We start from the raw sequence: 23,455 nt of genomic DNA on the forward strand, positions 1-23,455 counted from the left end.
CGGAACGGCATGGACGACCTTGACCCGAAATGGTTAAGGGCCGGTGTAGACCGACCGGTCAGCCGGACTTCAGCGCCGCCCCGAACAGCAACACCGGCTCGCCCGGATCGGACACTTGCACCGTGCCGCCGCCCTCGGCGACCAGCGCCTGGACGAGATAGGCGGCCGCCGCGCGCGGGGTGATGACCGCTTGCCCCTGCGTCCCGGTGAGCGCGGCGCGCATTTCGCCGTCGAGCACGATGCGCGGCCCGGTGGCGCGCACGACGATCTCGACCTGGCCGTCGGCGCTCTCGGCGCCGACGTCGAGCTGCCCGCCCCGGACCAGCGCGTCACCGGCGATCAACGCGAGGTTGAGCAGAACCTTGATCGCCGGCTTGGGCAAAGTCGCGTCCTCGACCATCCAGCCGAGCGTGACCTTGTGCCCGTCGCCGAACAGCCCTTCGATCGCGGCACGCGCCTCGCGCGAATCGACGGTCTCGCCGAAACCGCCCGCCGCGCCGAACGCCAGGCGAAAGAATTTCAGCTTGTTGGCCGATGCCTTGGCGCTTTCAGCGAGCAATTCGAGGCAGCGGGCGCGCATCTCGGGATCATGTTCGTCGGAGAGCAGTTCGAGCCCGTTGTTGAGCGCACCGACCGGGCTGAGCAGGTCGTGGCACAGGCGCGAGCAGAGCAGGCTCGCGAAATCGACGGAGGTCATCGTCATCGGATATTCGGCTTTCGGGTCACGACGGGTGGGCTTCTTCTTAGGGTGCGCGGCGGCGGGCGCAAGCATCGGCTGTGCTTTGCAACGCCACCGAAACGAACTGTCCGGGCGCGGCGGACCGCCACAATCGTGCTTCCTCCGCTGTGACGATCAACCACAAGGCGTCATCGCCGAGCGACCAGCGGGCATCCTGCGCCGAGGGGACCGGCGTGCCCGCGGGATGCGAATGATAATGGCCGATCAGCGTCGGGCCGCCGTTGCGGGCAGCGCGGTGCGCCGCGAACAGGGCGGCCGGGTCGATCTCGAAAAAACGCGATGGGTCGGGCGCGACGTTGGCGCAGCGCTCGGCGGTGGCGATCACATCGGCGGTGCCGAACAGCAGCCCGCACAGCTCCTCGTCGGGCGACGAACGGGCCTCGGTTAGCAGTCTCGCCAGCAGAGTGCTTGAAATTTCGACTGCCATACCCAGATTCTAGAGCATGAACCGGGGGGTTGCCACCATCGAAGCACAGGTATCCGAAAAGGCGCAGGGGCTGCGGCTCGATCGTGCCTTGGCCGATGCGTTGCCCGAGGTGTCGCGCGAACGGCTGAAGGCGCTGATCGCCGGCGGCGCGGTGACCGATCCGCGCGGAAAGTGCGTCAGCGACCCGTCGAGCAAGGCGATCCCCGGCGGCGTCTACCGTGTCGACGTCCCCGCCCCCACCCCCTCGACCAACGCCGCGCAGGACATCGCGCTGAACGTCGTGTTCGAGGACGAGCATCTCATCGTGATCGACAAGCAGGCCGGACTGGTCGTTCATCCTGCCGCAGGCAATGCCGACGGGACGCTGGTCAACGCGCTGCTGCATCATTGCGCGGGCAATCTGTCGGGCATCGGCGGCGTCGCGCGGCCGGGGATCGTCCACCGGATCGACAAGGACACGTCGGGCCTGATGGTCGCGGCCAAGACCGACCGGGCGCATGAGGGGCTCGCCAGGCAGTTTCACGACCATACGATCGACCGGCGCTACAAGGCAATCGTGTCGGGTCGCCCGACCCCGACCGCTGGATCGGTCGACGCTCCGCTCGCGCGCTCGCCGTCGAACCGCAAGAAAATTGCGATCGTTCCGGGCGGGAAGCGGGCCGTTACGCACTATACTACGCTAGAGCGGTTGAACGGGGGCGCATTGGTGGAATGTCGACTGGAGACCGGACGCACGCACCAGGTGCGCGTCCATATGGCCTCGCTCGGGCACCCCTTGCTCGGCGACCCGGTTTACGGTAGAACAAAGCAAGGCCACAAAGCTGTTCTGGAAACCTTGGGTTTCCGACGGCAGGCGTTGCACGCCGCCCGTTTGGGGTTCATTCATCCTATGAATAGTAACGCTTTGGCGTTCGACAGCGAAATGCCTGCCGACATGCAGGAACTGTTCAGCGCCCTCTTGGTATAGCATTCGGCCTGGCGTCCGCGTTTCACGGCACCCGACCTATTAAAGGGAGACACGATCATGGCAGCCCGCAGCAACGTCCCCGCGACGATCCCCGCCCTTGGCGGCGAAGCGAGCCTCAATCGCTACCTCTCCGAGATCAAGAAATTCCCGATCCTCGCGCCCGAGCAGGAATATATGCTCGCCAAGCGCTTCGAGGAGCATGGCGACACCGATGCCGCAGCCCAGCTCGTGACGTCGCATCTCCGCCTCGTGGCGAAGATCGCGATGGGCTATCGCGGCTATGGCCTGCCGGTCAGCGAGTTGATCTCGGAAGGCAATATCGGCCTGATGCAGGGCGTGAAGAAGTTCGAAGCCGATCGCGGCTTCCGGCTTGCCACCTATGCGATGTGGTGGATCCGCGCCTCGATCCAGGAATTCATCCTGCGCTCGTGGAGCCTCGTGAAGATGGGCACCACGGCGGCGCAGAAGAAGCTGTTCTTCAACCTGCGCCGGATGAAGTCCAAGCTCGACGCGTTCGAGGATGGCGATCTCAGCCCTGAGCATCTCGCCAAGATCGCCAAGGACCTCGGCGTGACCGAGGCCGAGGTGACCAGCATGAACCGCCGCATGGCGATGGGCGGCGACACCTCGCTCAACGTGCCGATGCGCGAGGATGGCGACGGCCAGTGGCAGGATTGGCTGCAGGACGATGCGCCGCTGCAGGACACCGTCGTCGCCGAGGCGCAGGAGGCGGACGTCCGCCACTCGATGCTGACCGCGGCGATGGAGGATCTCAACGAGCGCGAGCAGTTCATCCTGACCGAGCGTCGCCTGACCGACGAGCCCAAGACGCTCGAGGAGCTGTCGCAAGTCTATGGCGTGTCGCGCGAGCGCGTCCGCCAGATCGAAGTGCGCGCTTTCGAGAAGTTGCAGAAGGCGATGATGCGGATCGCCGGCGACAACCGGATGCTCGTCGCGGCGTAAGCGCGTGGCCGGTGCCGATGTCGTGATCGTCGGTGCCGGCGCTGCGGGGATCGCCGCCGGGCGGGTGTTGCACGATGCGGGGCTCGAAGTCTTGCTGGTCGAGGCCGGCGACCGAATCGGTGGCCGTGCGCATAGCGTAGCGCTCGACCTCCCCCCACTCGCGCTTCCCCGGCGAAGGCCGGGGCCCAGTAGCGAAGGTGGTGATGGCCGGGCGCTGCACCCTACCTCATTGGACGCCACGACTGGGCCCCGGCCTTCGCTGGGGAAGCGCGAGGTGGAGACCGTCGTCGTCGACTTCGGATGCGGCTGGCTCCACTCAGCCAAGCGCAACCCGTGGACAACCCTCGCCGAACAGCACGACCTCAAGGTCGACCGCAGCCCGTCCAACTGGGGCAGCCAATGGCGCGACCTCGGCTTCCCGCTCGACGAACAGCACGCCTCTCACCAAGCCTGGGAGCGCTGGAACGCGGCAGCTCACGCCGCCCTCGCCGGCCCCGACCGCTCCCTCGGCGATTTCATCGCCCCCGACGACCCATGGCGCCCGATGATCGATGCGATCTCGGGCTATGCCAACGGCGCGCCCCTGTCCGACGTCTCGCTCCACGACTGGGCAGCCTATGAGGATGCCGCCACCGACGACAATTGGGCGGTCGAGCAAGGCTATGGCACGCTCGTCGCGCGCCACGCGGACGGCCTGCCGATCCAGTTGAACACTGTCGTCTCGCGCATCGATCATCGCGGCACGACGCTGCGGATCGAGACCGACCGCGGGACGATCGAAACCCGCCACGTCATCATCGCCGTCCCCACCACCGCGCTCGCCCGCGAGACGATCGTGTTCGACCCGCCCTTGCCCGCCAAGCACGCCGCCGCGGCCGACCTGCCGCTCGGCCTCGCCGACAAGATCTTCCTGCAGGTGGCGAGCGACGAACTGCCACGCGGCGGGCATCTCATCGGCAATCCGCACAGCGCCTGCACCGCCTCCTACCGCCTGGCGCCGTTCGGCTGGCCTTTGATCGAATGCTTCCTCGGCGGCGACTGCGCCGAACTGCTCGAAGCGAAGGGCGACCGCGCCGCCGCCGACTTCGCGATCACGGAACTGGTCGCGCTGCTCGGTAGCGACTGGCGCGCGCGGCTGACCCTGCTCGGCCGCACCCGCTGGCGCCACGCCGCGCACATCCACGGCAGCTATTCGCACGCGCGCGTCGGTGCGGCGGCGCAACGCGCGGTGCTTGCCGCGCCGGTCGACGATCGCCTGTTCTTCGCCGGCGAGGCCTGTTCGCCGCACGATTTCTCGACCGCGCACGGCGCCTATGCGACCGGAACCGCCGCCGCGGCCGCGGTGCTTGCCGCACGTGGTGGACAGCGCTGACCAGCGCGCCCTAAGAGTCGCCCATGAGCGATCTCAGGCAAAGCCGTGCCGGCCCCCTTCCCCACCAGCGCAAGCCGATACGGCGGCGCGGCATCGTGCGCCGCCTGATCGGCTGGATCGTGCGGCTCGTCCTCGCCTTCCTGCTGCTGTCGGTCGTGATGGTGGTGCTCTATCGCTTCGTCCCGCCGCCGATCACGCTGACGATGATCGGCGATGCGCTCGGCGGGCACGGCATCGACAAAAATTGGCGCCCGCTGTCGCAGATCGACCGCAACATGGCGCGCGCGGCAATTGCGGGCGAGGATTCGCGCTTCTGCGCGCATCACGGCTTCGACATCGCCGCGATCGAGACCGCTTATGCCCGCAACGCACGCGGCGGGCGGATCCGCGGCGGCTCGACGATCAGCCAGCAGACCGCCAAGAACGTCTTCCTGATCCAGGGCGGCGGCTATGTCCGCAAGGCGCTCGAAGCCTATTTCACCGTGCTGATCGAGACGATCTGGGGCAAGCGGCGGATCATGGAGGTCTATCTCAACGTCGCCGAGACGGGGATCGGCACCTACGGCGTCGATGCCGCGTCGCAGCGCTATTTCGGCCACGATGCGGCGCATCTGTCGCCCGACGAGGCGGGGCGCATCGCCGCGGTGCTGCCGTTGCCCAAGAAGCGCGCCGCCGTCGCGCCGCGCGGCTTCACCCGCCGCCACGGCAACACGATCGCCCGGCGGGTGGGCGTGGTCCGCAACGACGGGCTGGATGCCTGCTTGCGCTAGGCTATTGGGCCGCCCCGCGGGCTGCGGGCTTGTCGGTCGCACCCGCGACCGGATCGGCGTGGACGGCGGCGTCGGGGCGGCGGTTCGTCAGATAGAATGCGCCGACGATGATCGCGACGACCAGGATCAGGCCGATCGCGACCACCGCCCCGCCGCCGGCGCGGCGCTCGATCACGCCGGTCTCCGGCGGCTCGGTAACGTCGACCATGTGACCCTCCTGTTTTCCCTGGAGGACCAACATCATGCGCTGGCAAACGTTCCGTTTGGCAGGGCGATCAGAACGGCAGCTTGAACCCCGGCGGGAGCGGGATGCCGCTGGTCATCTTGGCCATCTCGGCGCCCGACGCGGCATCGGCCTTGGCCTTGGCGTCGTTGAAGGCGGCGACGACGAGATCCTCGACCATCTGCTTCTCGCTCGGCTGGAGCAGCGACGGGTCGATCTCGATGCCGATGATGCGCCCCTTGGCCGTGGCGCGGACCTTGACCAGCCCGCCGCCGGCCGCGCCCTCGACCTCGATCTTGTCGAGCCCGTCCTGCGCCTTGGTGAGTTCGGCCTGGACGTTCTGCGCCATCGCCATGATGTCTTCGATGCTCTTCATGCGGTATGTCTCCTCTTTTCGAGCAAGCTCTTGATTTCGATCTCGGGCAGCTCGGCGCCGGGAAAGGCGGTGAGCGCCGCGTGGATCATCGGGCTTGCCAATATGCTGGCCTTGAAACTCTCATATTGGGCGGCTTCGGCCTCGCGCAACGTCGGTGCGCCGGTTTTGGGCGAGGTGGTGATCTTCCAGTTGCGCTGCGTGACCTGCTTGAGCCCCGCGCCGAGATCGCCGACGAGATCGGCCGGCAGCGGCCGCGCGCCGCTCAGCACCAGCTCGGTCTCGACGATGCTGATCACGCTGGCATGGTGCACCACGCGTGACGCGAGCGCGAGTTCGCCGGCATTTTCGAGTGCTGCGACGATGCCCTCGATAGTGCTCGGCAGCGGCGCTTCGGCGGCGGGCGCCTGCGACGGCGCCGCGGCGGATTGCTGAACGGGTGCCGCCATCATCGGCGCACCCGCCGCGATCATCCGCGCGAGTTCGCCGGGATCGGGCAGGCTCGAGGCATGGACCAGCCGCAGCAGCGCCATCTCGCACGCCTCGATCGGCATCGCGGCGCGGGCGACCTCGTCATGCCCCTTGAGCAACAACTGCCACAGCCGGTGGAGCACCGCGAACGACAGCGTCTCGGCCCAGCTGACCAGCGCCTCGCGCTCCTCGGTCGCCTGCCCCGCTTCCTGCGTGGCACCCAGTTTCACCAGCGTCGTCGCGTGGACCGTCTCGAGCAGCCCGCGCAGCACGCCGAGCGGATCGACGCCGAGATCATACTGCCGCCGAAGCGCCGCGAGCGCACCGACGCCGTCGCTCGCCAGCAGCAGCGCCATCAGGTCACGGATTGCACCGCGATCGGACAGGCCGAGCATGTCGCGCACCGCGGCAGCACTCACCGCCCCGCCCTCCATGTCGGCATGCGCGATCGCCTGATCGAGGATCGACAGGCCGTCGCGCGCCGACCCTTCGGCCGCGCGTGCGATCAGGCCGAGCGCCTCTGGCTCGGCCTCGACGCCCTCGGCCTTCGACACCCGCGCGAAATGCTCGGCGAGCTTCTCGGCCGGGATGCGCCGCAGATCGAAGCGCTGGCAGCGCGACAGCACCGTCACTGGCACCTTGTTGACCTCGGTCGTCGCGAGCACGAACTTCACGCCCTCGGCCGGCTCCTCGAGCGTCTTCAAGAGCGCGTTGAACGCGTTCTTCGACAGCATGTGGACTTCGTCGATGATGTAGATCTTGTAGCGCGCGACGAACGCCGTCATCCGCGACGCATCGATCACCGCGCGCATGTCGTCGACGCCGGTATGGCTCGCGGCGTCCATCTCGATCACGTCGATATGCCGCCCCTCGGCGATCCCGACGCACGGCTCGCACACGCCGCACGGGTCGATCGTCGGGCCGCCAGTTCCGTCGGGCCCGATGCAGTTGAGCGCCTTCGCCAGCAATCGCGCGGTCGAGGTCTTGCCGACGCCGCGCACGCCGGTCAGGAGGAAGGCATGCGCGAGGCGCCCGCGCCGGATCGCATTGCCGAGCGTAGTGACCATCGCATCCTGGCCGATCAGCTCGCCGAAGGTCTGCGGTCGATATTTGCGCGCGAGGACGCGGTAGGCGTCCTTCGAGGCGGTGGTGGGAAGGTCGAGATCGAAGGAGTCGGACATTGCGGACGGTCTAGCGCGGCGAAGCGCGTAAGTCGAAGGGTTGTGTTGGGCCGTCGGCAGGCAGAAACGCTCGCGACGCGGCGCGCCTTCGGCCGGGTAGGTAATTACGTGTCGTGGGGAGCGACCCGGCGAAGCCGTGTCGTCGGACGGCGCTGATGACGCCGCCGGCCGCGCTTGCAGCGGTAGCTGGCTGCACCTGCGGTGCAGCTTTGCGCGGCTGCGTGGTGGGAGCCGGAACGACCCGGGGCGAAATCGTTGTGGCTGCTTCCTTCCGGATCTGACCAGGTTGGCGACGACCACGTCCGCCCGACTCCCGCAGCGCATATGGCGGGGTCGGGCGGCGGGATCAAGCCCGCTTTATCGGCGGGCCTTCGCTATGGGCGCTTAGCGGCGCACGGTGCGGCAGGTGCGGATGCGCTTATGGTGGCGATACGTCACCTTGCAGACGCGACGCGTGTGGTTGCGATAGCCGCCCTGACGCTCGGTGTGGACGGTGCGCGTCACGACGCGGTCGTGGCGGTTCTGCTGCGCGCTGGCGGTCGCCGGAACGAGGGCGGCGGCGGCGATCAGGCCGGCCGAGAGCAGGGCTGCAAGCTTCATTGAAAATCTCCTGGTGCGTACCGAAGGGGTACGGAGGCGGAATGATCAACGCCCCTGCATGTTCCGCACTTCACCCGGAATGCGCACAGTTAAGTGATGTAAATCAGCCGTTAGCAGGATCTGGCAGGCCAGCCGGCTGGTGCGCGTGGCGCCCGCGGCGAGGTCGAGCATGTCCTCCTCATCCTCGCTCGGCGGCGGCAAATTGGCGAAATCCTCCGCCGCGACGATAACGTGGCAGGTCGAGCAGGCCATCTGCCCCTCGCACGTGCCCTCGAGCGGCTGGCCGTCCGCCTGCGCGACCTCGAGCAGGCGCTCGCCGGGCTGGGCGACGACCTCGCGCAGCGTGCCGTCGACCCCGATGAACGTCACACGCGTCATGCCGCGATCCCCCCTGCGATATGTTGCGCGTCGGCCGCCGCCATGATCCGGTCGATCGCTTCGGTCAGTTCAGCCTCGGTCGTGTAGCGCCCGAAGCCGAGCCGGATGCTCGAGCGTGCCTGCGCCTCGCTGAGCCCGATCGCGCGCAGCACGTGGCTCGACCGCCCCGAACCGCTCGCACAGGCCGACCCCGCCGAGAAGGCAATGTCGCGCAGCTCGGACATCAGCCGCGCCACGTCGAGCCCGTCGCGGCGGATGTTGAGGTTGCCGTGATAGCGCTGCTCGGTCGACCCGTTGATGTGCCAGTCCCCGCCCAAACGCGCGACCGCGAGCTGCCACAGCGCCGCGACGTGCGCATGATACCCCGGATACTCCCCCGCCATCAGCGCCGCGGCCACCCCGAACCCGGCACAGAGCGCGGGCGACAGCGTCCCCGAGCGCCCCAAGGCTTCCTGCCCTCCGCCGTGCAGCAAGGTACCAAGCTCGACGCCATCGCGAACGAACAGCGCGCCGATACCCTTGGGCCCATGAATCTTGTGCGCCGAAATCGCGACCAGATCGAAACCATCGTACATGTGGATTCGTCCCGCCCCCTGCACCGCATCGCACAGGAAACGCGCGCCGACCCCGCGTGCCATGTTGGCGAGCGTGAAGGTCGACTGAACCACGCCGATCTCGTTATTGACCAGCATCGCTGCGACGAGCCCGACGCCGGGAACGATTGCCGCCTCGGCCACATCGAGATCGACCAGGCCATCGCGGCCAACCGGAAGGATCGTCACCGGCCGTCCGCTCGCGCGCACCGTGTCGAGCACGGCGGCATGTTCGGTCGCGAGCGTGACGATCGCACCGCTCGTCCCCTTGATAGCCCAGTTGAGCGCCTCGGTCGCGCCGCTGGTGAAGGCGACCCTGCCCCCCGGCGGCAGCAGCGCGGCAATCTGCGCGCGGGCATGTTCGACCGCCGCTTTGGCCTTGCGCCCGGCGGCATGGGTCGAGTGCGGGTTCGCATGCTGGTCGCGCAGCCACGGCAGCATCGCATCGAGCGCCTCGGGCGCGAGTGGCGTCGTCGCCTGATAATCGAGGTAGATCATGCCGCGAACACGCGCGCCGAGCGGACGACGCCGCGCCACTCGGCGATGAAGCGATCGACGTCCGCCTCGCTGGTCGAGCGCCCGAAGCTGACGCGGACCACCTCGCGCGCCCCCTCGACGCTCCACCCCATCGCGCCGAGCACATGGCTCGGCTTCATGCTCCCCGACGAGCACGCACTCCCCGCCGACACCGCGATTCCCGCCATGTCGAAGCGGATCAGCTGCGTCGCCGCCGCCAACCCCGGCATGCGATACGCGCCGATCGCGGGATGCCGCGGCGCATCGGCCGCGACCACCTGCCCGCCCGAACGAACGATCGCGTCGTCGAGCTTCGCGCGCAGTGGCAGCATCGCCGCGACGTCCTCCGCTTCGGCGAGCGCAGCGGCGAAGCCGAGCGCGGCGGGCACATTCTCGGTCCCGCCGCGATAGCCGCGCTCCTGCCCCCCGGTCGGCACGAGCGTCGCGATGTCGCGGACCAGCAGCGCTCCGATCCCCGGCGGGCCACCGCGCTTGTGCGCCGATATCGCCAGAAAATCCGCATGCGCGACCACGTCAGCGGCGGCGCTCGCCGGCATTTGCGCGCCGTCGACGAGCAACAGCGCTCCCGCAGCGTGGACGATCGCCGCAATCTCCCCGATCGGCTGGCGCACGCCGGTTTCGCTGTTGCACCATTGCACGCCGACGATCGCCCGCGCGCCACTGAGCGCCGCCTCGAGCGCGGCAAGATCGAGCAACCCCGTCTCGTCGACCGGCAGAACGCCCGCATCGCCGCCCGCGCGAATCACCGCGTCATGCTCGACCGCCGAGATCAACCGCCGCTCCGCCACGCTCCGCCCGAGCGCGATCCCCAGCGCTTCGCTCCCCCCGCTCGTCAGGATCGTCTCGCCGCTCCAGCCATAAGCCGACGCGATCGCCCGGCGTGCCGCCTCGAGCGCGGCGCGTGCCGCACGCCCCTCGGCATGCGGCGAGGACGGGTTCGCCCAACCGCGCATCCCGGCCTCCATCGCGGCGATCGCGGCGGGCAGCAGCGGCGTCGTCGCGGCATGATCAAGATACAGGCGGGAAGTGGGACGGTCGGTCAAAAGCGGGTCGGCTCCGTTATGATTGCGAAAAGCGGGACTTTGCCTATATAGCCCACAACGTCCCCGCGCCCATATCCCACGGGCCGCGCCTCACATTCTACAGTCAGCAGGTCCGATGCCAGAAGTCATTTTTCCCGGCCCCGATGGTCGCCTCGAAGGTCGTTTCGCCCCCGGACCCCGCCCGCGCGCACCTGTCGCGATGATCCTGCACCCACATCCGCAGGCCGGCGGCACGATGAACAACCACATCGTGATGGAGCTCTACAAGACCTTCCAGCGCCGTGGCTTCGCGACGCTGCGCTTCAACTTCCGCGGCGTCGGCAAGAGCCAGGGCACCTTCGACAACGGCGTGGGCGAGCTGTCCGACGCGGCGTCGGCGCTCGACTGGGTGCAGAGCTTCCACGCCGAGGCGCAGACCACCTGGATCGCCGGCGTCAGCTTCGGCGCGTGGATCGGCATGCAGCTGCTTATGCGCCGCCCGGAGATCCGCGGCTTCATCTCGGTCGCGCCGCCGGCGAATATGTACGACTTCACCTTCCTCGCGCCGTGCCCGGCGAGCGGAATCATCATCCAGGCCGAGAATGACGAGGTCTCGCCGCCGCTCGCGACGCAGAAGCTCGTCGACAAGCTGCGCACGCAGAAGCACATCACGATCCACCACGACACGATCCCCAAGGCGAACCATTTCTTCGAGCATGAAATGCCGCAGCTGATGGGCAGCGTGGACAAGTATCTCGACATGCGGCTCGACCCGAACTCGCCGATTCGCTGATCGACTCCGGCACCCGTCGCTTCAAGGCGGCGGGTGCCACCTTCTCAGGTTTCGCCGAACAACGCGCGCTGCGCCTTGTCGAGCTCTTCGGCATAGCGCCGCCGGACGAAACCTTCCGAGAGCAGCCCCAGCACATGCCGCTCGGCATCGAGCACCGCCAGTTCATCGGCGCCCGACGCATCGAAGCGCTGCATCACCGCTGCAATATCCATGTCGGGCGCGAGCGCCGCGTCGCGATGGATCGCGATGCTCCCCACCGCTGCCGCCGGATCGAGCGTTTCGGCATAAGCGGTCGGCACCTGCGCGATCCCGGCATAGCGCCCGGCCTCGTCTGCAAGCACGACGCGGCTTGTCGCGCCGAGCGGGAATTGGCGGCGGAATACGGCGATCGTCGTGCTCGCGAGTGTCGCCGCAGGCTCGCGCCGCATCATCCGCCCGGCGGTCAGGCTGCGCACCCAGCCGATGTCGCGCGCGCTCTTGATGGTCTCGCCGCGCAGATGTAGCCGCCATGTCGAGAAGCTGTAGCCGAACGTCTCGCGCACCACCGTCGACGAGACGAGCGACGCCGCCAGCACCGCGCCGGTCAGCGAGAAATCGTGCGTCGCCTCGAGCACCAGCATCGCCATCGTCATCGGCGCACCGACGATCGCCACCGCAAGCGCGGCCATTCCGACCAGCGCCGCATTGTGCGGATCGATCACCTCGAACCCGACCGCAGCGTTCAAACAGCCCGCGAAGAGATGCCCGACCAACGTCCCCACGAACAGCGAGGCGAAGAACAGCCCGCCGCGAAAGCCGAACCCGAGCGAGACGATCGACGCGGCGCATTTCGCGAGCAGGATCGTCGCGAGAAAGCCGAGCGAGATCCCTTCCGCGAGATCCATGTGCAGCGCGCCATGCCCCGCGGACAGGATTTGCGGCGATACCGCGGCGATCGGCATCAGCAGCAGCCCGCCCAGCACCGGCCGTGACCAATCGGGCACCGCAGCACGGCGCAGCCCCGCCTCGACCAGAGCCACCGCGCGCATCAGCGCGATTCCCAGGGCGGCGCACACGATGCCGAGCACCGCGTAGATCAGATAATGGTGCGTCTCGGTCACCGCGCCCGACACGGTCTCTATGACATAAGGCTGGATACCGAAGGCCTGCGACACGAACACCGCGGTGATCGCCGCCGCGGCGACCGGCGCGATCGCCGAGGGCGTATAGGCGCCGATGACGATCTCGAACGCGTAGAAGGCGCCCGCCAGCGGCGCGCCGAACGCCGCGGCGATCGCGGCACCCGAGCCGGCGCCGACGAGATTGCGCAGATCGGCGCGACGCAAGCGCATCGCGCCGCCGGCGAGCGCGGCGAGTGCCCCGCCGATCTGCGCATAGGCCGCCTCGAGCCCGACCGAGGCGCCGAAGCCGTTCGACAACACCGTCTGCCCCGAGATCACCAGACTGTCGGGCATCGACATGCGCCCGCCATGCAAGGCGTTCGCCTCGACCGCGTCGATCATCCGCCGCTTGCGCGCGTGCGTCGCCCACGAGAAGAGCGCCAGAACGACCCCGCCAAGCGGGAGCGCGAACAGCGCCAAGGTCGGCATCGCGCCGATCCCGCTCAGCCGCGCAGCGTGCGGCACCGCGAACAGGACATGCTGCAGCGTGCGCGCGATCGCGCCGAGCACGATGCTGCCCAGCCCCGCCGCGCCGCCAACCAGCACTGCCAGCAGGATGAACGCGGCTTCGCTCGAGCGGAGACGCCGACGAGCCCAGGCCCAAGGAAGAATCAGGCGGCGAGAAAGAGACAAAGGCGGTCCGACCGTTAGGAAGTCGCGCCTCTAGCGCGACGCTGCCGCGGGTGCCAGCGCGCTACCCCAGTGCGCTACCCCAGCGCACTACAACGTCCAGATCACCACGTTGCCGACCAGCACCGCGGCCATCACCAGCATCAGCACGCCCTTGCGGACATTCTGCCGCTTGGCAATCAGCACGCCGCCGCCGATCAGGCAGGCGAACGCGGCAAGCATGGCGATGGCGGGGGCGAGGCCTTCGAGCGCAGTCATGCCCGACCCTAGCTTCAACGCACGCGCAAAGTCGACCGTCGCTGATCCTCCCCGTGCCGGGGAGGATCAGTCGGTCCCCGCCAGTACCGCGCCATACGCCGCCAGATCGACATTTCCACCCGACAGCAGCACCAGCAACCCCGGCTCGGCGCGCACCTTGCCGGCGAGCAACGCGGCCAGCGCGACGGCACCGCCCGGCTCGACCACCAATCGCAGCCGTTCCGCCGCCCAGCGCTGCGCCGCGCGGGTCTCGCGCTCGCTCACCGCCACCCCGGCCGCACCACGCCGCGACAGCACGTCAAAGGTGAGCGGCGACACCCGCAGCGTCTGCAGCGCATCGCACGCCGTCGGCGGCGGCGACTCGCCGACCGGCTCGATCCACCCGGCCTCGAGCGAGCGCCGCATGTCGTCCCACCCCTCGGGCTCGACCACGGTGACGGCAGCCTCGGGCAAGGCCAGCGCAAGCCCAGCGGCGAGCCCCCCGCCACCGCACGGGACGACCACGCAAGTCGGGCTCCCCAGCCCCGCCGCCGCCATCTGCGCCGCCGCCTCGATCCCCGCGCTGCCCTGGCCCTCGATCACCCACGGATCGTCGAAGCTCGGCACCAGCACCGCGCCCCGCGCCTCGGCGAGTCGCGCGGCGATCTTCTCGCGGCTCTCGGTCGCACGGTCGTAGCTCACCACTTCGGCGCCCAGCGCCAGCGTCCCCTCGCGTTTCGCCTTGGGCGCATCGGCGGGCATCACGATCGTCGCCGGCATCCCCAGCCGGCGCGCTGCCCAGGCGACTCCCTGCGCATGGTTGCCCGACGAGAAGGCCACCACGCCGCGCCCGCGAAAATCGGGCTCGATCGCGGTCAATCGGTGCCACGCCCCGCGCAGCTTGAAAGCCCCGATCGGTTGCAGACACTCGGCCTTGAAAGCGATCGCAATCCCTTGGAAATCCACGACGAATAGTGGGGTCGGCGGGACGATCGCGGCGACCTTGGCGGCGGCGTCGCGCACCCCTGCGCGCGTCGGTTGTCTCAAAATTGTCACGTGTCATCTCCAGGGGTCCAAAACCGCTTTACATTGCAAAAGCGTGACCCTATTTCGCCCATCCGCTGCCCCATGGGACTTCCAACCGCAAGGCAGTGTTTTCGTGAACTTGTCTGCGGACATTGGAGGTCCCTTGAATTGCACAATCTACATCGCGCGCTGGGGTTAGCGACCACCCCTTCGACTGCCATTGCTGGCATCGACATCGCTAAGCAGAAGCCGGTTCAGCCGGTAACGCTCGTTCGCCCGCACGCTGCTGCGCGTGCGGCCCGGTTCTTCGCGGAGAAGTTCCCGGGTCGCTCGATGTATGCGGTCAAGGCGAACCCGTCTCCGGATCTGCTCAAGATCCTGTGGGACAATGGCATCACGCATTATGACGTGGCGTCGATCGCCGAGGTGCGGCTGGTTGCGTCGACGCTGCCGGGCGCGACCCTGTGCTTCATGCACCCGGTCAAGGCGCCCGAGGCGATTCGTGCGGCCTATTTCGATCATGGCGTGAAGACCTTCTCTCTCGACAGCGTGGAAGAGCTCGAGAAGATCGTCGATGCGACCGATGGCGCCGAGGATCTGACGCTGTGCGTCCGCCTCCGCGTCTCGTCGGAGCATAGCAAGCTGAGCCTCGCGTCGAAGTTCGGCGCGGCGCCGGGCGAGACCAAGGAACTGCTGTTCCGCGCTCGCCAGGCCGCGGATGCGCTCGGCATCTGCTTCCATGTCGGTTCGCAAGCGATGACGCCCGAAGCCTATTCGAACGCGCTCGAGCGTGTCCGCGCGGCGATCGTCGACGCAGCGGTGACGGTCGACGTGATCGACGTCGGCGGTGGATTCCCCTCCTCCTATCCGGGGATGGAGCCGCCTCCGCTCGAGCGCTATTTCGAGACGATCCACCGCACGTTCGAATCGCTGCCGGTCAGCTATTCGTCGGAGCTGTGGTGCGAGCCCGGCCGTGCTTTGTGCGCCGAGTATAGCTCGATCGTGGTGCGCGTCGAAAAGCGTCGTGGCGACGAGCTGTTCATCAACGACGGCGCCTATGGCGCGCTGTTCGATGCGGCGCATATCGGCTGGCGTTTCCCGGTCGAGCTGCTGCGCGAGCCCGAGAGCCGTTCGAAGGACATGCCGTTCAGCTTCTACGGCCCGACCTGCGACGACATGGACCATATGGTGGGCCCGTTCTATTTGCCCGCCGACGTGAAGGCCGGCGACTATCTCGAGATCGGGATGCTCGGCGCTTATGGTTCAGCGATGCGCACCGCGTTCAACGGCTTTGGTTCGGACGAGACGGTGATCGTCGACGACGAGCCGATGGTGTCGCTGTACGGCGAAGAGGTGTATGGCGACGAGCAGCCAGAGGTCGCTTCGAACGTCGTCACGCTGTAACACGATACAAGCACTATCGCCTGACCTCCTCCCCTCCCGCTTGCGGGAGGGGTCGGGGGAGGGCCTGTAATCATTGGGGACGCGGGTCGACATGCCCTCCCCTAACCCCTCCCGCAAGCGGGAGGGGAATATGGAGACTTTGATGAACGACATCGCCACCACCAACCGCAAGGCCGAGCTCCTCTCGACCACCGTCGAGCATATCGACATCACCAAGTTCGACGCGCGCCCGATCGTCGACGCGATGAAGAAGATGAGCTTCACCAGCCGCGACCTCGGCCGCGCGACCGACATCTACAACCAGATGCTCGCCGACAAGGATTGCTCGATCTTCCTCGTCATCGCCGGTTCGACTTCGGCGGGCGGCTGCATGGATCTCTATGCCGAGCTGCTGCGCAACAACATGATCGACGGCGTCGTCGCGACCGGCGCGTCGATCGTCGACATGGATTTCTTCGAAGGCCTTGGCCACAAGCATTACCAGGCGCTCGAAGTGCCCGACGACGACACGCTGCGCTCGCTGCTGATCGACCGGATCTACGACACCTATATCGACGAGGAGCAGCTCCAGGATTGCGACCACACGATTCTCGAGATCGCCAACTCGCTCGAACCGCGGCCCTATTCGAGCCGCGAGTTCATCCGCGAGATGGGCAAGTATCTCGTCGAGAACGGCAAGAAGGAGAACAGCCTCGTCAAGCTCGCCTACGAGCATGACGTGCCGATCTTCTGCCCGGCGTTCGTCGATTCGTCGGCGGGCTTCGGTCTGGTCAAGCACCAGGTCGATCGCGCCAAGGAGGGCAAGCCGTACATGGTGCTCGACGCGATCGCCGATTTCCGCGAGCTGACCGACATCAAGATCAAGGCGGGCGTCACCGGGCTGCTGATGATCGGCGGCGGCGTGCCGAAGAACTTCATCCAGGACACGGTCGTCTGTGCCGAAATCCTTGGTCACGACGACGTTCAGGTCCACAAGTACGCCGTGCAGATCACGGTTGCCGACGTGCGCGACGGTGCCTGCTCGTCCTCGACGCTGCAGGAGGCGGCCTCGTGGGGCAAGGTCAACACCGGGATCGAGCAGATGGTGTTCGCCGAAGCCGGTTCGGTGATGCCGCTCCTCGCCTCGGACGCCTATCACCGCGGCCTGTGGAAGGACCGCGTCAAGCGTCGCTGGGGCGCCAGCTTCGACTGATCGCGTTGCAAACAGCAACGAAGTGAGGCAGCCTCCCCCGAGCAATTGGGGGAGGCTTTTTCATGCATAGCGAGATTCTGAAACCGGTCGTGGTGATGATCGCCTGGACGTTGGTGATGCTCGGCTGGATGCTCGCCACGCGGCTGCCGGCGATGAAGGCCTCGGGGGTCGATCTCACCAAGCTGGTCGGCACCAAGGCCGCCGATGCCGATGGCCGCCTGCCGCCCAAGGTCCAATGGATCGCGCATAATCACAACCATCTGATGGAACAGCCGACGCTATTCTACGCGGTGTGCGGGGTCATTGCGCTGACCGACTCAGGTAACGGCTTCAACGCCTGGATCGCCTGGGCCTATGTCGTGCTGCGGATCGCGCACAGCGTCTGGCAGGCGACTGTCAACAAGGTGTCGGTGCGGTTCGCGTTGTTCCTGGGATCGTCGCTCGCGCTGGTGGCGCTGACGCTGCACGCGGCAATCGCGGTGTTCCACTGAGGAGAGGTAAGCGGCTCTCCTCATTCTACGCCCCTCTCCTTCTTCTACGCTTCCCCGGCGAAGGCCGGGGCCCAGGAGTGGCGTCCTCAATGGCGAAGGCAGCGCTCTGCACTCACCACCTCCGCTACTGGGCCCCGGCCTTCGCCGGGGAAGCGCTGATGGGTAGCGATACCGCGCCGCTCAGCCGAACAACCGTGCCATCGAGCGTTCGAGCATCACCAACTGCCATAGCGTCCGCCCATGATCGGCGCGACCGCCGCGATGGTCGTCGGCGAGCTGCGCGATGGTCGCGGCGTTGAACCAGCCCGTTCCTGCGAGCACGCGCGATGATTCAAGCCGCGCCGCCTCATCCGCCAAGGCCCCGCGAAACCACGCGCTGATCGGCGTCACGAAGCCCATCTTCGGCCGATACAGGATGTCCTTGGGCAGATAGCGCTCCATCGCCTTCTTGAGCAGCCACTTCCCCTGCCCGCCGCGCAGCCGCATCCCCACCGGGAGCTTCGCAGCGAACTCAACCAGACGGTAATCGAGCAGCGGCTCGCGCGCCTCAAGGCTCACCGCCATGCTCGTGCGATCCGCCTTGGTCAGGATGTCGCCGGGCAGCCAATGCTGGAAATCGGCATATTGCGCGCGGTCGAGCGCGTCGCGCGCCGGGGCATCGCGCATCGAGCGGACGTAGCGATCCTCGGCGCGGTGCCCGCCCAGCGCCGCCCTGGCGGCATCGGTGAACAGCGCCGCGCGGAGTGCCGGCGTCGTCACCCCGACCGAGCGCGCGTAGCCCTCAGCGCCATCCTCGGCGAGCGCGAGCAAGGTCGTCTTGGCGCGCAGCGGTCGCGGCGCCCAATCGGCCTTGGGATACCAGCGGCCGAGCGTCCCGAACACATTCGCGCGGACCGACGCCGGCACCAGCCCGCGCACGCGCTCCTCCGCCGCCTGGAACTTGTAGCGCCGGTAGCCGGCAAACGCCTCATCGGCGCCATCCCCAGAGAGCGCCACGGTCACATCCTCACGCGCCAATTCGCACACCCGGTAGGTGGCAAGCGCCGAGGCATCCGCGAAGGGCTCGTCGAACGCATGGACCAGCGTGTCGATCAGCGAGAAATCGTCCGCCGCCACCACGCGCTCGCGATGCTGCGTCGCGAAGCGCTGGGCGATCTCGTTCGCATATTTGCGCTCGTCGAGGCTGCTTTCGTCGAAGCCAATCGTGCAGGTTCGCACCGCCCCGCGCGACGCCTCGGCCATCAAGGCGACCACCGCCGAACTGTCGACCCCGCCCGACAGGAACGCGCCGAGCGGCACGTCCGCCACCATCCGCGACGTCACCGCCTCGCGTAGCAGCGCCGTCAGTTCTTCCTCGAGCGCCCTGGCCGATCCGGTCGCGCGCTTCGAGAAATCGACGTCCCACCAGCGCGACGGCGCCGGTACCGGCTTGCCGCGCTCGATCAGCAGGCAATGCCCCGCAGGCAGCTTCTTGACCCCGGAGACCAGGCACGCATCGTCGGGCACATAGCCGAACGCCAGATAATCCTCGACCGCGCGAATATCGGGTACGCGCCGCACCAGCGGATGCGCGAGCAGCCCCTTCAACTCCGACGCGAACGCCACCGCACCGTCGGCCAGCTCGACATAATGGAGCGGCTTAACCCCCAGCCGATCGCGCGCCAGGAACAGGCACTGCCGCCGCGCATCGTGGAGTGCGAAGGCGAACATGCCGTTGAGCCGGTCGAGCATCGCCGGCCCCCACGCCGCCCAGCCGTGCAGCAGCACCTCGGTATCGCCCGCGGTAACAAACACCGCGCCCAGCGCCTGCAGTTCGGCGCGCAACGCCGCGAAATTGTAGATCTCGCCATTGTAGGTGACGGTCAGCGCACCATCCGCGCTTGCCATCGGTTGCGGCGAGCCCGCGACGTCGATGATCGACAGCCGCCGATGCCCGAGCCCGACGCCCGGCGCGGTCCACACGCCCGAGCCATCGGGTCCACGATGCGCCTGCGCGTCGGCCATCGCCTGGATCCGCGCGGGATCGACCGGCTTGGGCGTGGCGGTATAATAGAGACCGGCAATCCCGCACATCAGCGCATCATCCCCGCCGCACGATCGGCCACGCGCTCGATCGGGCCGAGCGCGGCGATGAAGCGCGTCATCGCCGCGCGCGGGTAGTGCCCCGGCACCGTTTCGGCCGAGAGATGCACCGCGACCGCGCGCTGCGGCCCCCCAAGCAGCTTGGCCTTGAGCGTTTCCAGTTTCACGATCGGTCCCTTCGTCGTCAGCACATCGCCGACGCGGTACCACGTTACGATCTGTCGCTCGACCGGCCCCGCTGCGGTCACGCGGATAACCGATCCGCCCGCGAGATCGGGCAGATCGGCGACGCGCACCCAGACATCGTCTTCGCGGATCGGCCCGACGCCGAACGCGACGAGCTCCTTGCCCTCGCGCTGGCTGCCATAGACGGCGATCGCGAGATCGACCGCATCACCCGACGCATCGGCGTAGCGGCCGAACAGATAATGATCGGCGCCCGGATAGTTGGGCCCCCAGGCGGCGCGCGTGCTCGTCGCGACGCGGTGCCAGCCGGGCACGTCTGGCAGGCTGATCTGCGCCGGCAGCACCTGCGCACGCCCCGCGATCGCTGCCGACCAGGCGGGAAATACCGCCGCCGTCGCCAGCACCAGCGCGGCCGCGACCAGCGCGTCGAGCCGGAGCGCCGGCACCGCCTGCAGTCGCGCCGGATCGAACACCGGCGCATCGGGCGCGCGGTCGAACCAGCGCCAGCCGATCGCCAGCGTCGCCGCCATCACCAGCCCGAAGAACAGCCAGCCATAGACGATATGGTCGAACCCGGTCGCGCGCTCGACCGAGGTGAGATAGGCGGCATAGATCGTCCCGAACGCGCGGACGCCGTTGGCGAGCACCGGTACGACGACGGACACGAGCATGAACAGCGCCCGCCTGCCCCACGATACGAAGCAGACATTGGCGACGAGCGTGCCATAGGCGATCATCGCGATCACGAACTTCGCGCCAGAGCACGCCTCGGCGACTTCGAAATAGCCGTTGGGGATGATGATCAGCACGCCGTCGACCTGAGCGGGGACGCCGAACAGATGGAGCAGCGGCATCGTCAATCCGACCGTCACGCCCTGCAACGGCTCTTCGAGCCCCTCGCCGAACGGCACCAGAAACACTGCATAGGCCAGCGGGAACAGCAGCGCGCGCGCCACATTGGGGCCGAGCAGCGTCACCACCGCCCCCTGCAGCATCATCACGATCCCGAGATGGCGCGCCAGCGCGACGCCGCCGGCATCGCCGAGCAGCCAGCCCAAGCCGCCGAGCGCCACGATCGCCAGCCCCGGCGCCCACGCCACCGGCGCGACCTGCGCCAGTTCGGCACGCCGCTGCCATACCAGCCAGCCGATGACCGGCGCGATGAACAGGCAGTGGCCGAAGGTTGTGCTGGTCCACCAGATCGTCGTGAGCGCCGCGACGTCGGTGCGGAACAGCAGCAGCATCGCGAATGCAACGCCGGCGAGGATCGCCGCCTGGCGCTGCCACAGCGCGCTCAAGCCGCGCGCAGACTCGGCGCTCGAGGCCGCTGCGGCGAGCGGAAGCGCCACGCGATCAGGCCGCGGTGCGGCGCGATGGCGCCTCGAGGCCGATGCCGAGGATCGCATCGAGCGGCGCCAGCCGCGCATCCCAGCTGTAGCGCTGCTGCACCTGTGCGCGCGCGTCGCGACCGATCTGCGCGGCGGCGGCGGGATCGTCGAGCAAGGCGAGCACCGCCTCGGCCATCTCGCCGTCGCTCTCGCCGACGCGAATCGTCCCGGCATGGTCGATCCCCTCGGCCGCCGCGCGCGACGCGACTACCGGCCGCGCCATCGCCATCGCCTCGAGCACCTTGTTCTGTATCCCGCGCGCCAGCCGGAGCGGCGCGACCACCACCGACGCCGCCGCGATCCAGCCGCGCACGTCGGCGACCTCCGCGGTCACGACCACGCCGCTATGCCGGGCGAGCGCGGTGACCGCCTCGGTCGGTGCGCGACCGACGATGGCGAACCGGGCGTGCGGGTAGCGGACCTGGATGCGCGGCAGGATCGTCTCTACGAACCAGGTCACCGCCTCGATGTTCGGGCGGTAATCCATCTGCCCGGTGAACACGATCAGCGCCTCGGTCGCCTCGATCCGCTCATAGTCGGCGGCGGGATCGAACGTCTCGGTATCGATGCCATTCTCGACGGCATAGACGCGCGCGGCGCCGGTCGCAGCGCGGAACAGCTGCGCCTCGGCTTCGCTGACGAACAGGCTCGCATCGGCGCGCTGCGCCACAGCGCGTTCGTACTGGAGGAGGAGCTTCGCCTCGCGCTGCATCATCCAGCGCATCGGCCCGCGGCCGGTCTTGCCGTACTCGGCGAACTTGGCCGAATCCATGTCGACGAAATCCATGATCACCTTCTGCCGCGGCCGCGCCGGCAGATATTGCGCCATCTGACTGGAGAAGACGTAGATCGTGTCGATCGCGTGCCGCGCGAGGATCGCGTCGACCGCAGCGCGCAGCGAGGGATTGTCGAACGCGGTGAGCGACACCGGCTTGCGCGAGAACAGCCCCTCGATCGCCGCGGTCACGCGCGATTTCGAGCGCCAGATGATCGAGTGCGTATCGGTGCATCTCGCCAGGCCGTCCTTGCGCCGCAGGTCGCGCGCCTCGTCCGCGAAGGCGATCAGATGGACGCGTTTGCGCGCCGACAGGAACTTGAGGATGTGGAAACCGCGAATCTTGTCGCCGCGGTCGGGCGGATAGGGAATGCGGTGGCAGAGGAAGAGGATGTCGCCCATCACCCCAGCCCCTTGGAGAGATGCGGCCCGACCGTGTTGGCGACCCACAGCGGCAGCTTCTTCCACAGCTCGACCTTGCGGGTGTAGCGCGGGTTGGTTGGGTTGATCTCGCGCAGCGCGGCGCCGTCCGCCGTACGCTTGCCATAGATTAGCGGGACGCCCTCGAACCCCCAATTCTTCTTGAACGCGGCCGGCCCGGTACCCGCCTTCGAGCGACCGAAATCGAAGCGCGTGCAGCCGCGCGCGCGGGCGTGGGCCATCAGCGCGAAATACATCCGGTCGTTGGCGCGCAGGCCCCGCGCGGCGTGCGTGCCGCCGCCCCAATAGGGATAGACCGTGCCGTTGAAATAGAGGTTGAGCACGCTCGCTACCGGCGTTCCGCCCGATCGCACCGTGAGGATGTCGGCGTCGTCGCCGAAGTGCCGCAACGCCGCGCGAAACAGCTTCGCCGGGAAAACCGGCGTGCCGAGATTGCGGACCGACTCGGCATAGACTGCATAATGCGCCACCCGGTCGGCGTGCGACGCGCCGATGCTGACGTGCAGATCGTTGTCGAGCGCCTTGCGCACTTCGGCGCGCTGCTTGCGCGGGATGGCGAGCAGTTCGGCCTCGTCGCTCGCCGCGAGCGGCCGCACGAACCCGAGATAGGTGGTCGCATCGACCAGCCAGTCACCCTCGGGCAGCGCAGCGCCGCGCAGTTCGAGCGTCGGGCAGCCAAGCCGCGCGGCGAGCGCCCATGCCGCGTCGGCCAATGCAGGCACCGCGGCGTCGCTGGTCGCGAGGATACCCCCGCCGACGGCGAAGCCGTTCGACACCAGCGCCTTGCCGAACAGGAACGAGCGCACTTCGGTCAACGGCAGCACGCCGGCGAGCGCTCCGTCGGCGCGTTCGGCGACGATCGTGTGGCTGGTCTGCCCGCAGCCCTCGGCCACCGCCATGCTCCAGGCGGGCAGATGAAACGGCGTAGCTGCGGGATGCGCACGGACGAAGGCGTCGATCCGCGATCGCTCGGCAGCGTCGCGCAGGTCGATCGTGCGCACCCCCAGGGGGACGCTGAGCAGCGGCACCGTCAC

At 68.1% G+C, this 23,455-nt stretch carries 24 protein-coding genes and 1 other RNA gene; 8 read left to right on the plus strand and 17 right to left on the minus strand.

Annotated elements, in window-relative coordinates; all coding sequences use genetic code 11:
- Nucleotides 1–58: 58 nt before the first annotated feature.
- Nucleotides 59–703: a histidine phosphotransferase family protein gene (locus U1872_RS15085; RefSeq protein WP_332793737.1), complete on the minus strand. Its 645-nt coding sequence runs from the start codon at nucleotides 701–703 to the stop codon at nucleotides 59–61.
- A gap of 40 nt (nucleotides 704–743) precedes the next feature.
- Nucleotides 744–1,166, minus strand: coding sequence for a M67 family metallopeptidase (locus U1872_RS15090; RefSeq protein ID WP_332793738.1), 423 nt, complete (start codon nucleotides 1,164–1,166; stop codon nucleotides 744–746).
- A gap of 16 nt (nucleotides 1,167–1,182) precedes the next feature.
- Between U1872_RS15090 and U1872_RS15095 the strand changes: the two genes are divergently transcribed.
- From U1872_RS15095 to mtgA, 4 genes are read left to right on the plus strand one after another with little or no spacing between them, the layout of a single operon-like run.
- Complete coding sequence (locus tag U1872_RS15095) at nucleotides 1,183–2,133, plus strand: RluA family pseudouridine synthase (RefSeq protein WP_332793739.1); 951 nt, start codon at nucleotides 1,183–1,185, stop codon at nucleotides 2,131–2,133.
- Between the two features lie 57 nt (nucleotides 2,134–2,190).
- Nucleotides 2,191–3,096, plus strand: coding sequence for an RNA polymerase sigma factor RpoH (rpoH, locus tag U1872_RS15100; protein ID WP_332793740.1), 906 nt, complete (start codon nucleotides 2,191–2,193; stop codon nucleotides 3,094–3,096).
- Nucleotides 3,097–3,100: 4 nt separating this feature from the next.
- On the plus strand, nucleotides 3,101–4,468 hold the full coding sequence (locus tag U1872_RS15105) for a flavin monoamine oxidase family protein (protein ID WP_332793741.1): 1,368 nt from the start codon (nucleotides 3,101–3,103) through the stop codon (nucleotides 4,466–4,468).
- A gap of 23 nt (nucleotides 4,469–4,491) precedes the next feature.
- Complete coding sequence (gene mtgA, locus U1872_RS15110; RefSeq protein WP_443025390.1) at nucleotides 4,492–5,238, plus strand: monofunctional biosynthetic peptidoglycan transglycosylase; 747 nt, start codon at nucleotides 4,492–4,494, stop codon at nucleotides 5,236–5,238.
- Nucleotide 5,239: 1 nt separating this feature from the next.
- Here the strand turns inward: mtgA and U1872_RS15115 are convergent, their stop codons facing one another.
- The 8 genes from U1872_RS15115 to U1872_RS15150 form a co-directional block, all read right to left on the minus strand.
- Nucleotides 5,240–5,446, minus strand: coding sequence for a hypothetical protein (locus tag U1872_RS15115; RefSeq protein ID WP_332793742.1), 207 nt, complete (start codon nucleotides 5,444–5,446; stop codon nucleotides 5,240–5,242).
- A 67-nt stretch (nucleotides 5,447–5,513) separates the two neighbouring features.
- Nucleotides 5,514–5,837: a YbaB/EbfC family nucleoid-associated protein gene (locus tag U1872_RS15120; RefSeq protein WP_332793743.1), complete on the minus strand. Its 324-nt coding sequence runs from the start codon at nucleotides 5,835–5,837 to the stop codon at nucleotides 5,514–5,516.
- Nucleotides 5,834–7,486 (minus strand): DNA polymerase III subunit gamma/tau, encoded by a 1,653-nt coding sequence (locus U1872_RS15125; RefSeq protein WP_332793744.1) that lies wholly within the window; start codon nucleotides 7,484–7,486, stop codon nucleotides 5,834–5,836. The genes U1872_RS15120 and U1872_RS15125 overlap by 4 nt, the downstream gene beginning before the upstream one ends.
- Nucleotides 7,487–7,707: 221 nt before the next feature.
- Nucleotides 7,708–7,803, minus strand: an RNA gene (gene ffs, locus U1872_RS15130) — signal recognition particle sRNA small type.
- A 67-nt stretch (nucleotides 7,804–7,870) separates the two neighbouring features.
- A complete protein-coding gene (locus U1872_RS15135; RefSeq protein ID WP_332793745.1) occupies nucleotides 7,871–8,086 on the minus strand; it encodes a hypothetical protein in 216 nt (71 codons plus the stop codon).
- A 45-nt stretch (nucleotides 8,087–8,131) separates the two neighbouring features.
- Nucleotides 8,132–8,464 carry a 2Fe-2S iron-sulfur cluster-binding protein gene (locus tag U1872_RS15140; protein ID WP_332793746.1) on the minus strand — a complete coding sequence of 111 codons (333 nt, stop codon included), beginning with the start codon at nucleotides 8,462–8,464 and terminating at the stop codon, nucleotides 8,132–8,134.
- On the minus strand, nucleotides 8,461–9,555 hold the full coding sequence (locus tag U1872_RS15145; RefSeq protein WP_332793747.1) for a cysteine desulfurase family protein: 1,095 nt from the start codon (nucleotides 9,553–9,555) through the stop codon (nucleotides 8,461–8,463). The genes U1872_RS15140 and U1872_RS15145 overlap by 4 nt, the downstream gene beginning before the upstream one ends.
- Nucleotides 9,552–10,637, minus strand: a complete 1,086-nt coding sequence (locus tag U1872_RS15150; protein WP_332793748.1) for a cysteine desulfurase family protein — start codon at nucleotides 10,635–10,637, stop codon at nucleotides 9,552–9,554. Before U1872_RS15150 ends, U1872_RS15145 begins: the two co-directional genes overlap by 4 nt.
- Before the next feature lie 115 nt (nucleotides 10,638–10,752).
- Between U1872_RS15150 and U1872_RS15155 the strand changes: the two genes are divergently transcribed.
- Nucleotides 10,753–11,409: an alpha/beta hydrolase gene (locus U1872_RS15155; RefSeq protein WP_332793749.1), complete on the plus strand. Its 657-nt coding sequence runs from the start codon at nucleotides 10,753–10,755 to the stop codon at nucleotides 11,407–11,409.
- A 44-nt stretch (nucleotides 11,410–11,453) separates the two neighbouring features.
- Here U1872_RS15155 and U1872_RS15160 read toward each other — a convergent pair whose 3' ends face one another.
- The 3 genes from U1872_RS15160 to U1872_RS15170 all read right to left on the minus strand — a co-directional run bounded on the left by U1872_RS15160 (nucleotide 11,454) and on the right by U1872_RS15170 (nucleotide 14,492).
- On the minus strand, nucleotides 11,454–13,202 hold the full coding sequence (locus U1872_RS15160) for a chloride channel protein (RefSeq protein ID WP_332793750.1): 1,749 nt from the start codon (nucleotides 13,200–13,202) through the stop codon (nucleotides 11,454–11,456).
- 87 nt (nucleotides 13,203–13,289) lie between these two features.
- Complete coding sequence (locus tag U1872_RS15165) at nucleotides 13,290–13,457, minus strand: hypothetical protein (RefSeq protein ID WP_332793751.1); 168 nt, start codon at nucleotides 13,455–13,457, stop codon at nucleotides 13,290–13,292.
- Nucleotides 13,458–13,523: 66 nt separating this feature from the next.
- Nucleotides 13,524–14,492: a threonine ammonia-lyase gene (locus tag U1872_RS15170; RefSeq protein WP_332793752.1), complete on the minus strand. Its 969-nt coding sequence runs from the start codon at nucleotides 14,490–14,492 to the stop codon at nucleotides 13,524–13,526.
- Nucleotides 14,493–14,630: 138 nt separating this feature from the next.
- Here U1872_RS15170 and U1872_RS15175 point away from each other — a divergent pair, with 138 nt between their 5' ends.
- From U1872_RS15175 to U1872_RS15185, 3 genes are all read left to right on the plus strand, one after another.
- Entirely contained in the window at nucleotides 14,631–15,866 is a 1,236-nt protein-coding gene (locus U1872_RS15175; protein WP_332793753.1) for a type III PLP-dependent enzyme, read from the plus strand.
- Nucleotides 15,867–16,008: 142 nt separating this feature from the next.
- Nucleotides 16,009–17,058: a 1,9-bis(guanidino)-5-aza-nonane synthase gene (locus U1872_RS15180; RefSeq protein ID WP_332793754.1), complete on the plus strand. Its 1,050-nt coding sequence runs from the start codon at nucleotides 16,009–16,011 to the stop codon at nucleotides 17,056–17,058.
- Between the two features lie 62 nt (nucleotides 17,059–17,120).
- On the plus strand, nucleotides 17,121–17,549 hold the full coding sequence (locus tag U1872_RS15185) for an MAPEG family protein (RefSeq protein ID WP_332793755.1): 429 nt from the start codon (nucleotides 17,121–17,123) through the stop codon (nucleotides 17,547–17,549).
- Nucleotides 17,550–17,729: 180 nt separating this feature from the next.
- Here U1872_RS15185 and U1872_RS15190 read toward each other — a convergent pair whose 3' ends face one another.
- The 4 genes from U1872_RS15190 to U1872_RS15205 are packed head-to-tail and all read right to left on the minus strand — an operon-like array spanning nucleotide 17,730 to nucleotide 23,455.
- The gene (locus U1872_RS15190; protein ID WP_332793756.1) at nucleotides 17,730–19,622 is read right to left on the minus strand and encodes an XrtA/PEP-CTERM system amidotransferase; all 1,893 of its coding nucleotides are present in this window, start codon (nucleotides 19,620–19,622) and stop codon (nucleotides 17,730–17,732) included.
- The gene (gene xrtA / locus U1872_RS15195) at nucleotides 19,622–21,166 is read right to left on the minus strand and encodes an exosortase A (RefSeq protein WP_443025391.1); all 1,545 of its coding nucleotides are present in this window, start codon (nucleotides 21,164–21,166) and stop codon (nucleotides 19,622–19,624) included. Before xrtA ends, U1872_RS15190 begins: the two co-directional genes overlap by 1 nt.
- Before the next feature lie 4 nt (nucleotides 21,167–21,170).
- Entirely contained in the window at nucleotides 21,171–22,382 is a 1,212-nt protein-coding gene (locus U1872_RS15200) for a TIGR03087 family PEP-CTERM/XrtA system glycosyltransferase (protein ID WP_332793757.1), read from the minus strand.
- Nucleotides 22,382–23,455, minus strand: a complete 1,074-nt coding sequence (locus U1872_RS15205; RefSeq protein WP_332793758.1) for a FemAB family XrtA/PEP-CTERM system-associated protein — start codon at nucleotides 23,453–23,455, stop codon at nucleotides 22,382–22,384. The genes U1872_RS15200 and U1872_RS15205 overlap by 1 nt, the downstream gene beginning before the upstream one ends.

The organism is Parasphingomonas frigoris (assembly GCF_036663815.1).
Taxonomy (GTDB): domain Bacteria; phylum Pseudomonadota; class Alphaproteobacteria; order Sphingomonadales; family Sphingomonadaceae; genus Sphingomonas.

Excerpts from the sequence above, each read along its gene's own strand:
- U1872_RS15140 (WP_332793746.1), bottom strand. The coding sequence starts at position 8,464 with ATGACGCGTGTGACGTTCATCGGGGTCGACGGCACGCTGCGCGAGGTC.
- U1872_RS15165 (WP_332793751.1), bottom strand. The coding sequence starts at position 13,457 with ATGACTGCGCTCGAAGGCCTCGCCCCCGCCATCGCCATGCTTGCCGCG.
- U1872_RS15095 (WP_332793739.1), top strand. The coding sequence starts at position 1,183 with ATGAACCGGGGGGTTGCCACCATCGAAGCACAGGTATCCGAAAAGGCG.
- U1872_RS15180 (WP_332793754.1), top strand. The coding sequence starts at position 16,009 with ATGAACGACATCGCCACCACCAACCGCAAGGCCGAGCTCCTCTCGACC.
- U1872_RS15115 (WP_332793742.1), bottom strand. The coding sequence starts at position 5,446 with ATGGTCGACGTTACCGAGCCGCCGGAGACCGGCGTGATCGAGCGCCGC.
- U1872_RS15155 (WP_332793749.1), top strand. The coding sequence starts at position 10,753 with ATGCCAGAAGTCATTTTTCCCGGCCCCGATGGTCGCCTCGAAGGTCGT.
- U1872_RS15090 (WP_332793738.1), bottom strand. The coding sequence starts at position 1,166 with ATGGCAGTCGAAATTTCAAGCACTCTGCTGGCGAGACTGCTAACCGAG.
- U1872_RS15190 (WP_332793756.1), bottom strand. The coding sequence starts at position 19,622 with ATGTGCGGGATTGCCGGTCTCTATTATACCGCCACGCCCAAGCCGGTC.
- U1872_RS15135 (WP_332793745.1), bottom strand. The coding sequence starts at position 8,086 with ATGAAGCTTGCAGCCCTGCTCTCGGCCGGCCTGATCGCCGCCGCCGCC.
- U1872_RS15125 (WP_332793744.1), bottom strand. The coding sequence starts at position 7,486 with ATGTCCGACTCCTTCGATCTCGACCTTCCCACCACCGCCTCGAAGGAC.
- U1872_RS15145 (WP_332793747.1), bottom strand. The coding sequence starts at position 9,555 with ATGATCTACCTCGATTATCAGGCGACGACGCCACTCGCGCCCGAGGCG.
- rpoH (WP_332793740.1), top strand. The coding sequence starts at position 2,191 with ATGGCAGCCCGCAGCAACGTCCCCGCGACGATCCCCGCCCTTGGCGGC.
- mtgA (WP_443025390.1), top strand. The coding sequence starts at position 4,492 with ATGAGCGATCTCAGGCAAAGCCGTGCCGGCCCCCTTCCCCACCAGCGC.
- U1872_RS15120 (WP_332793743.1), bottom strand. The coding sequence starts at position 5,837 with ATGAAGAGCATCGAAGACATCATGGCGATGGCGCAGAACGTCCAGGCC.
- U1872_RS15185 (WP_332793755.1), top strand. The coding sequence starts at position 17,121 with ATGCATAGCGAGATTCTGAAACCGGTCGTGGTGATGATCGCCTGGACG.
- U1872_RS15085 (WP_332793737.1), bottom strand. The coding sequence starts at position 703 with ATGACGATGACCTCCGTCGATTTCGCGAGCCTGCTCTGCTCGCGCCTG.
- U1872_RS15200 (WP_332793757.1), bottom strand. The coding sequence starts at position 22,382 with ATGGGCGACATCCTCTTCCTCTGCCACCGCATTCCCTATCCGCCCGAC.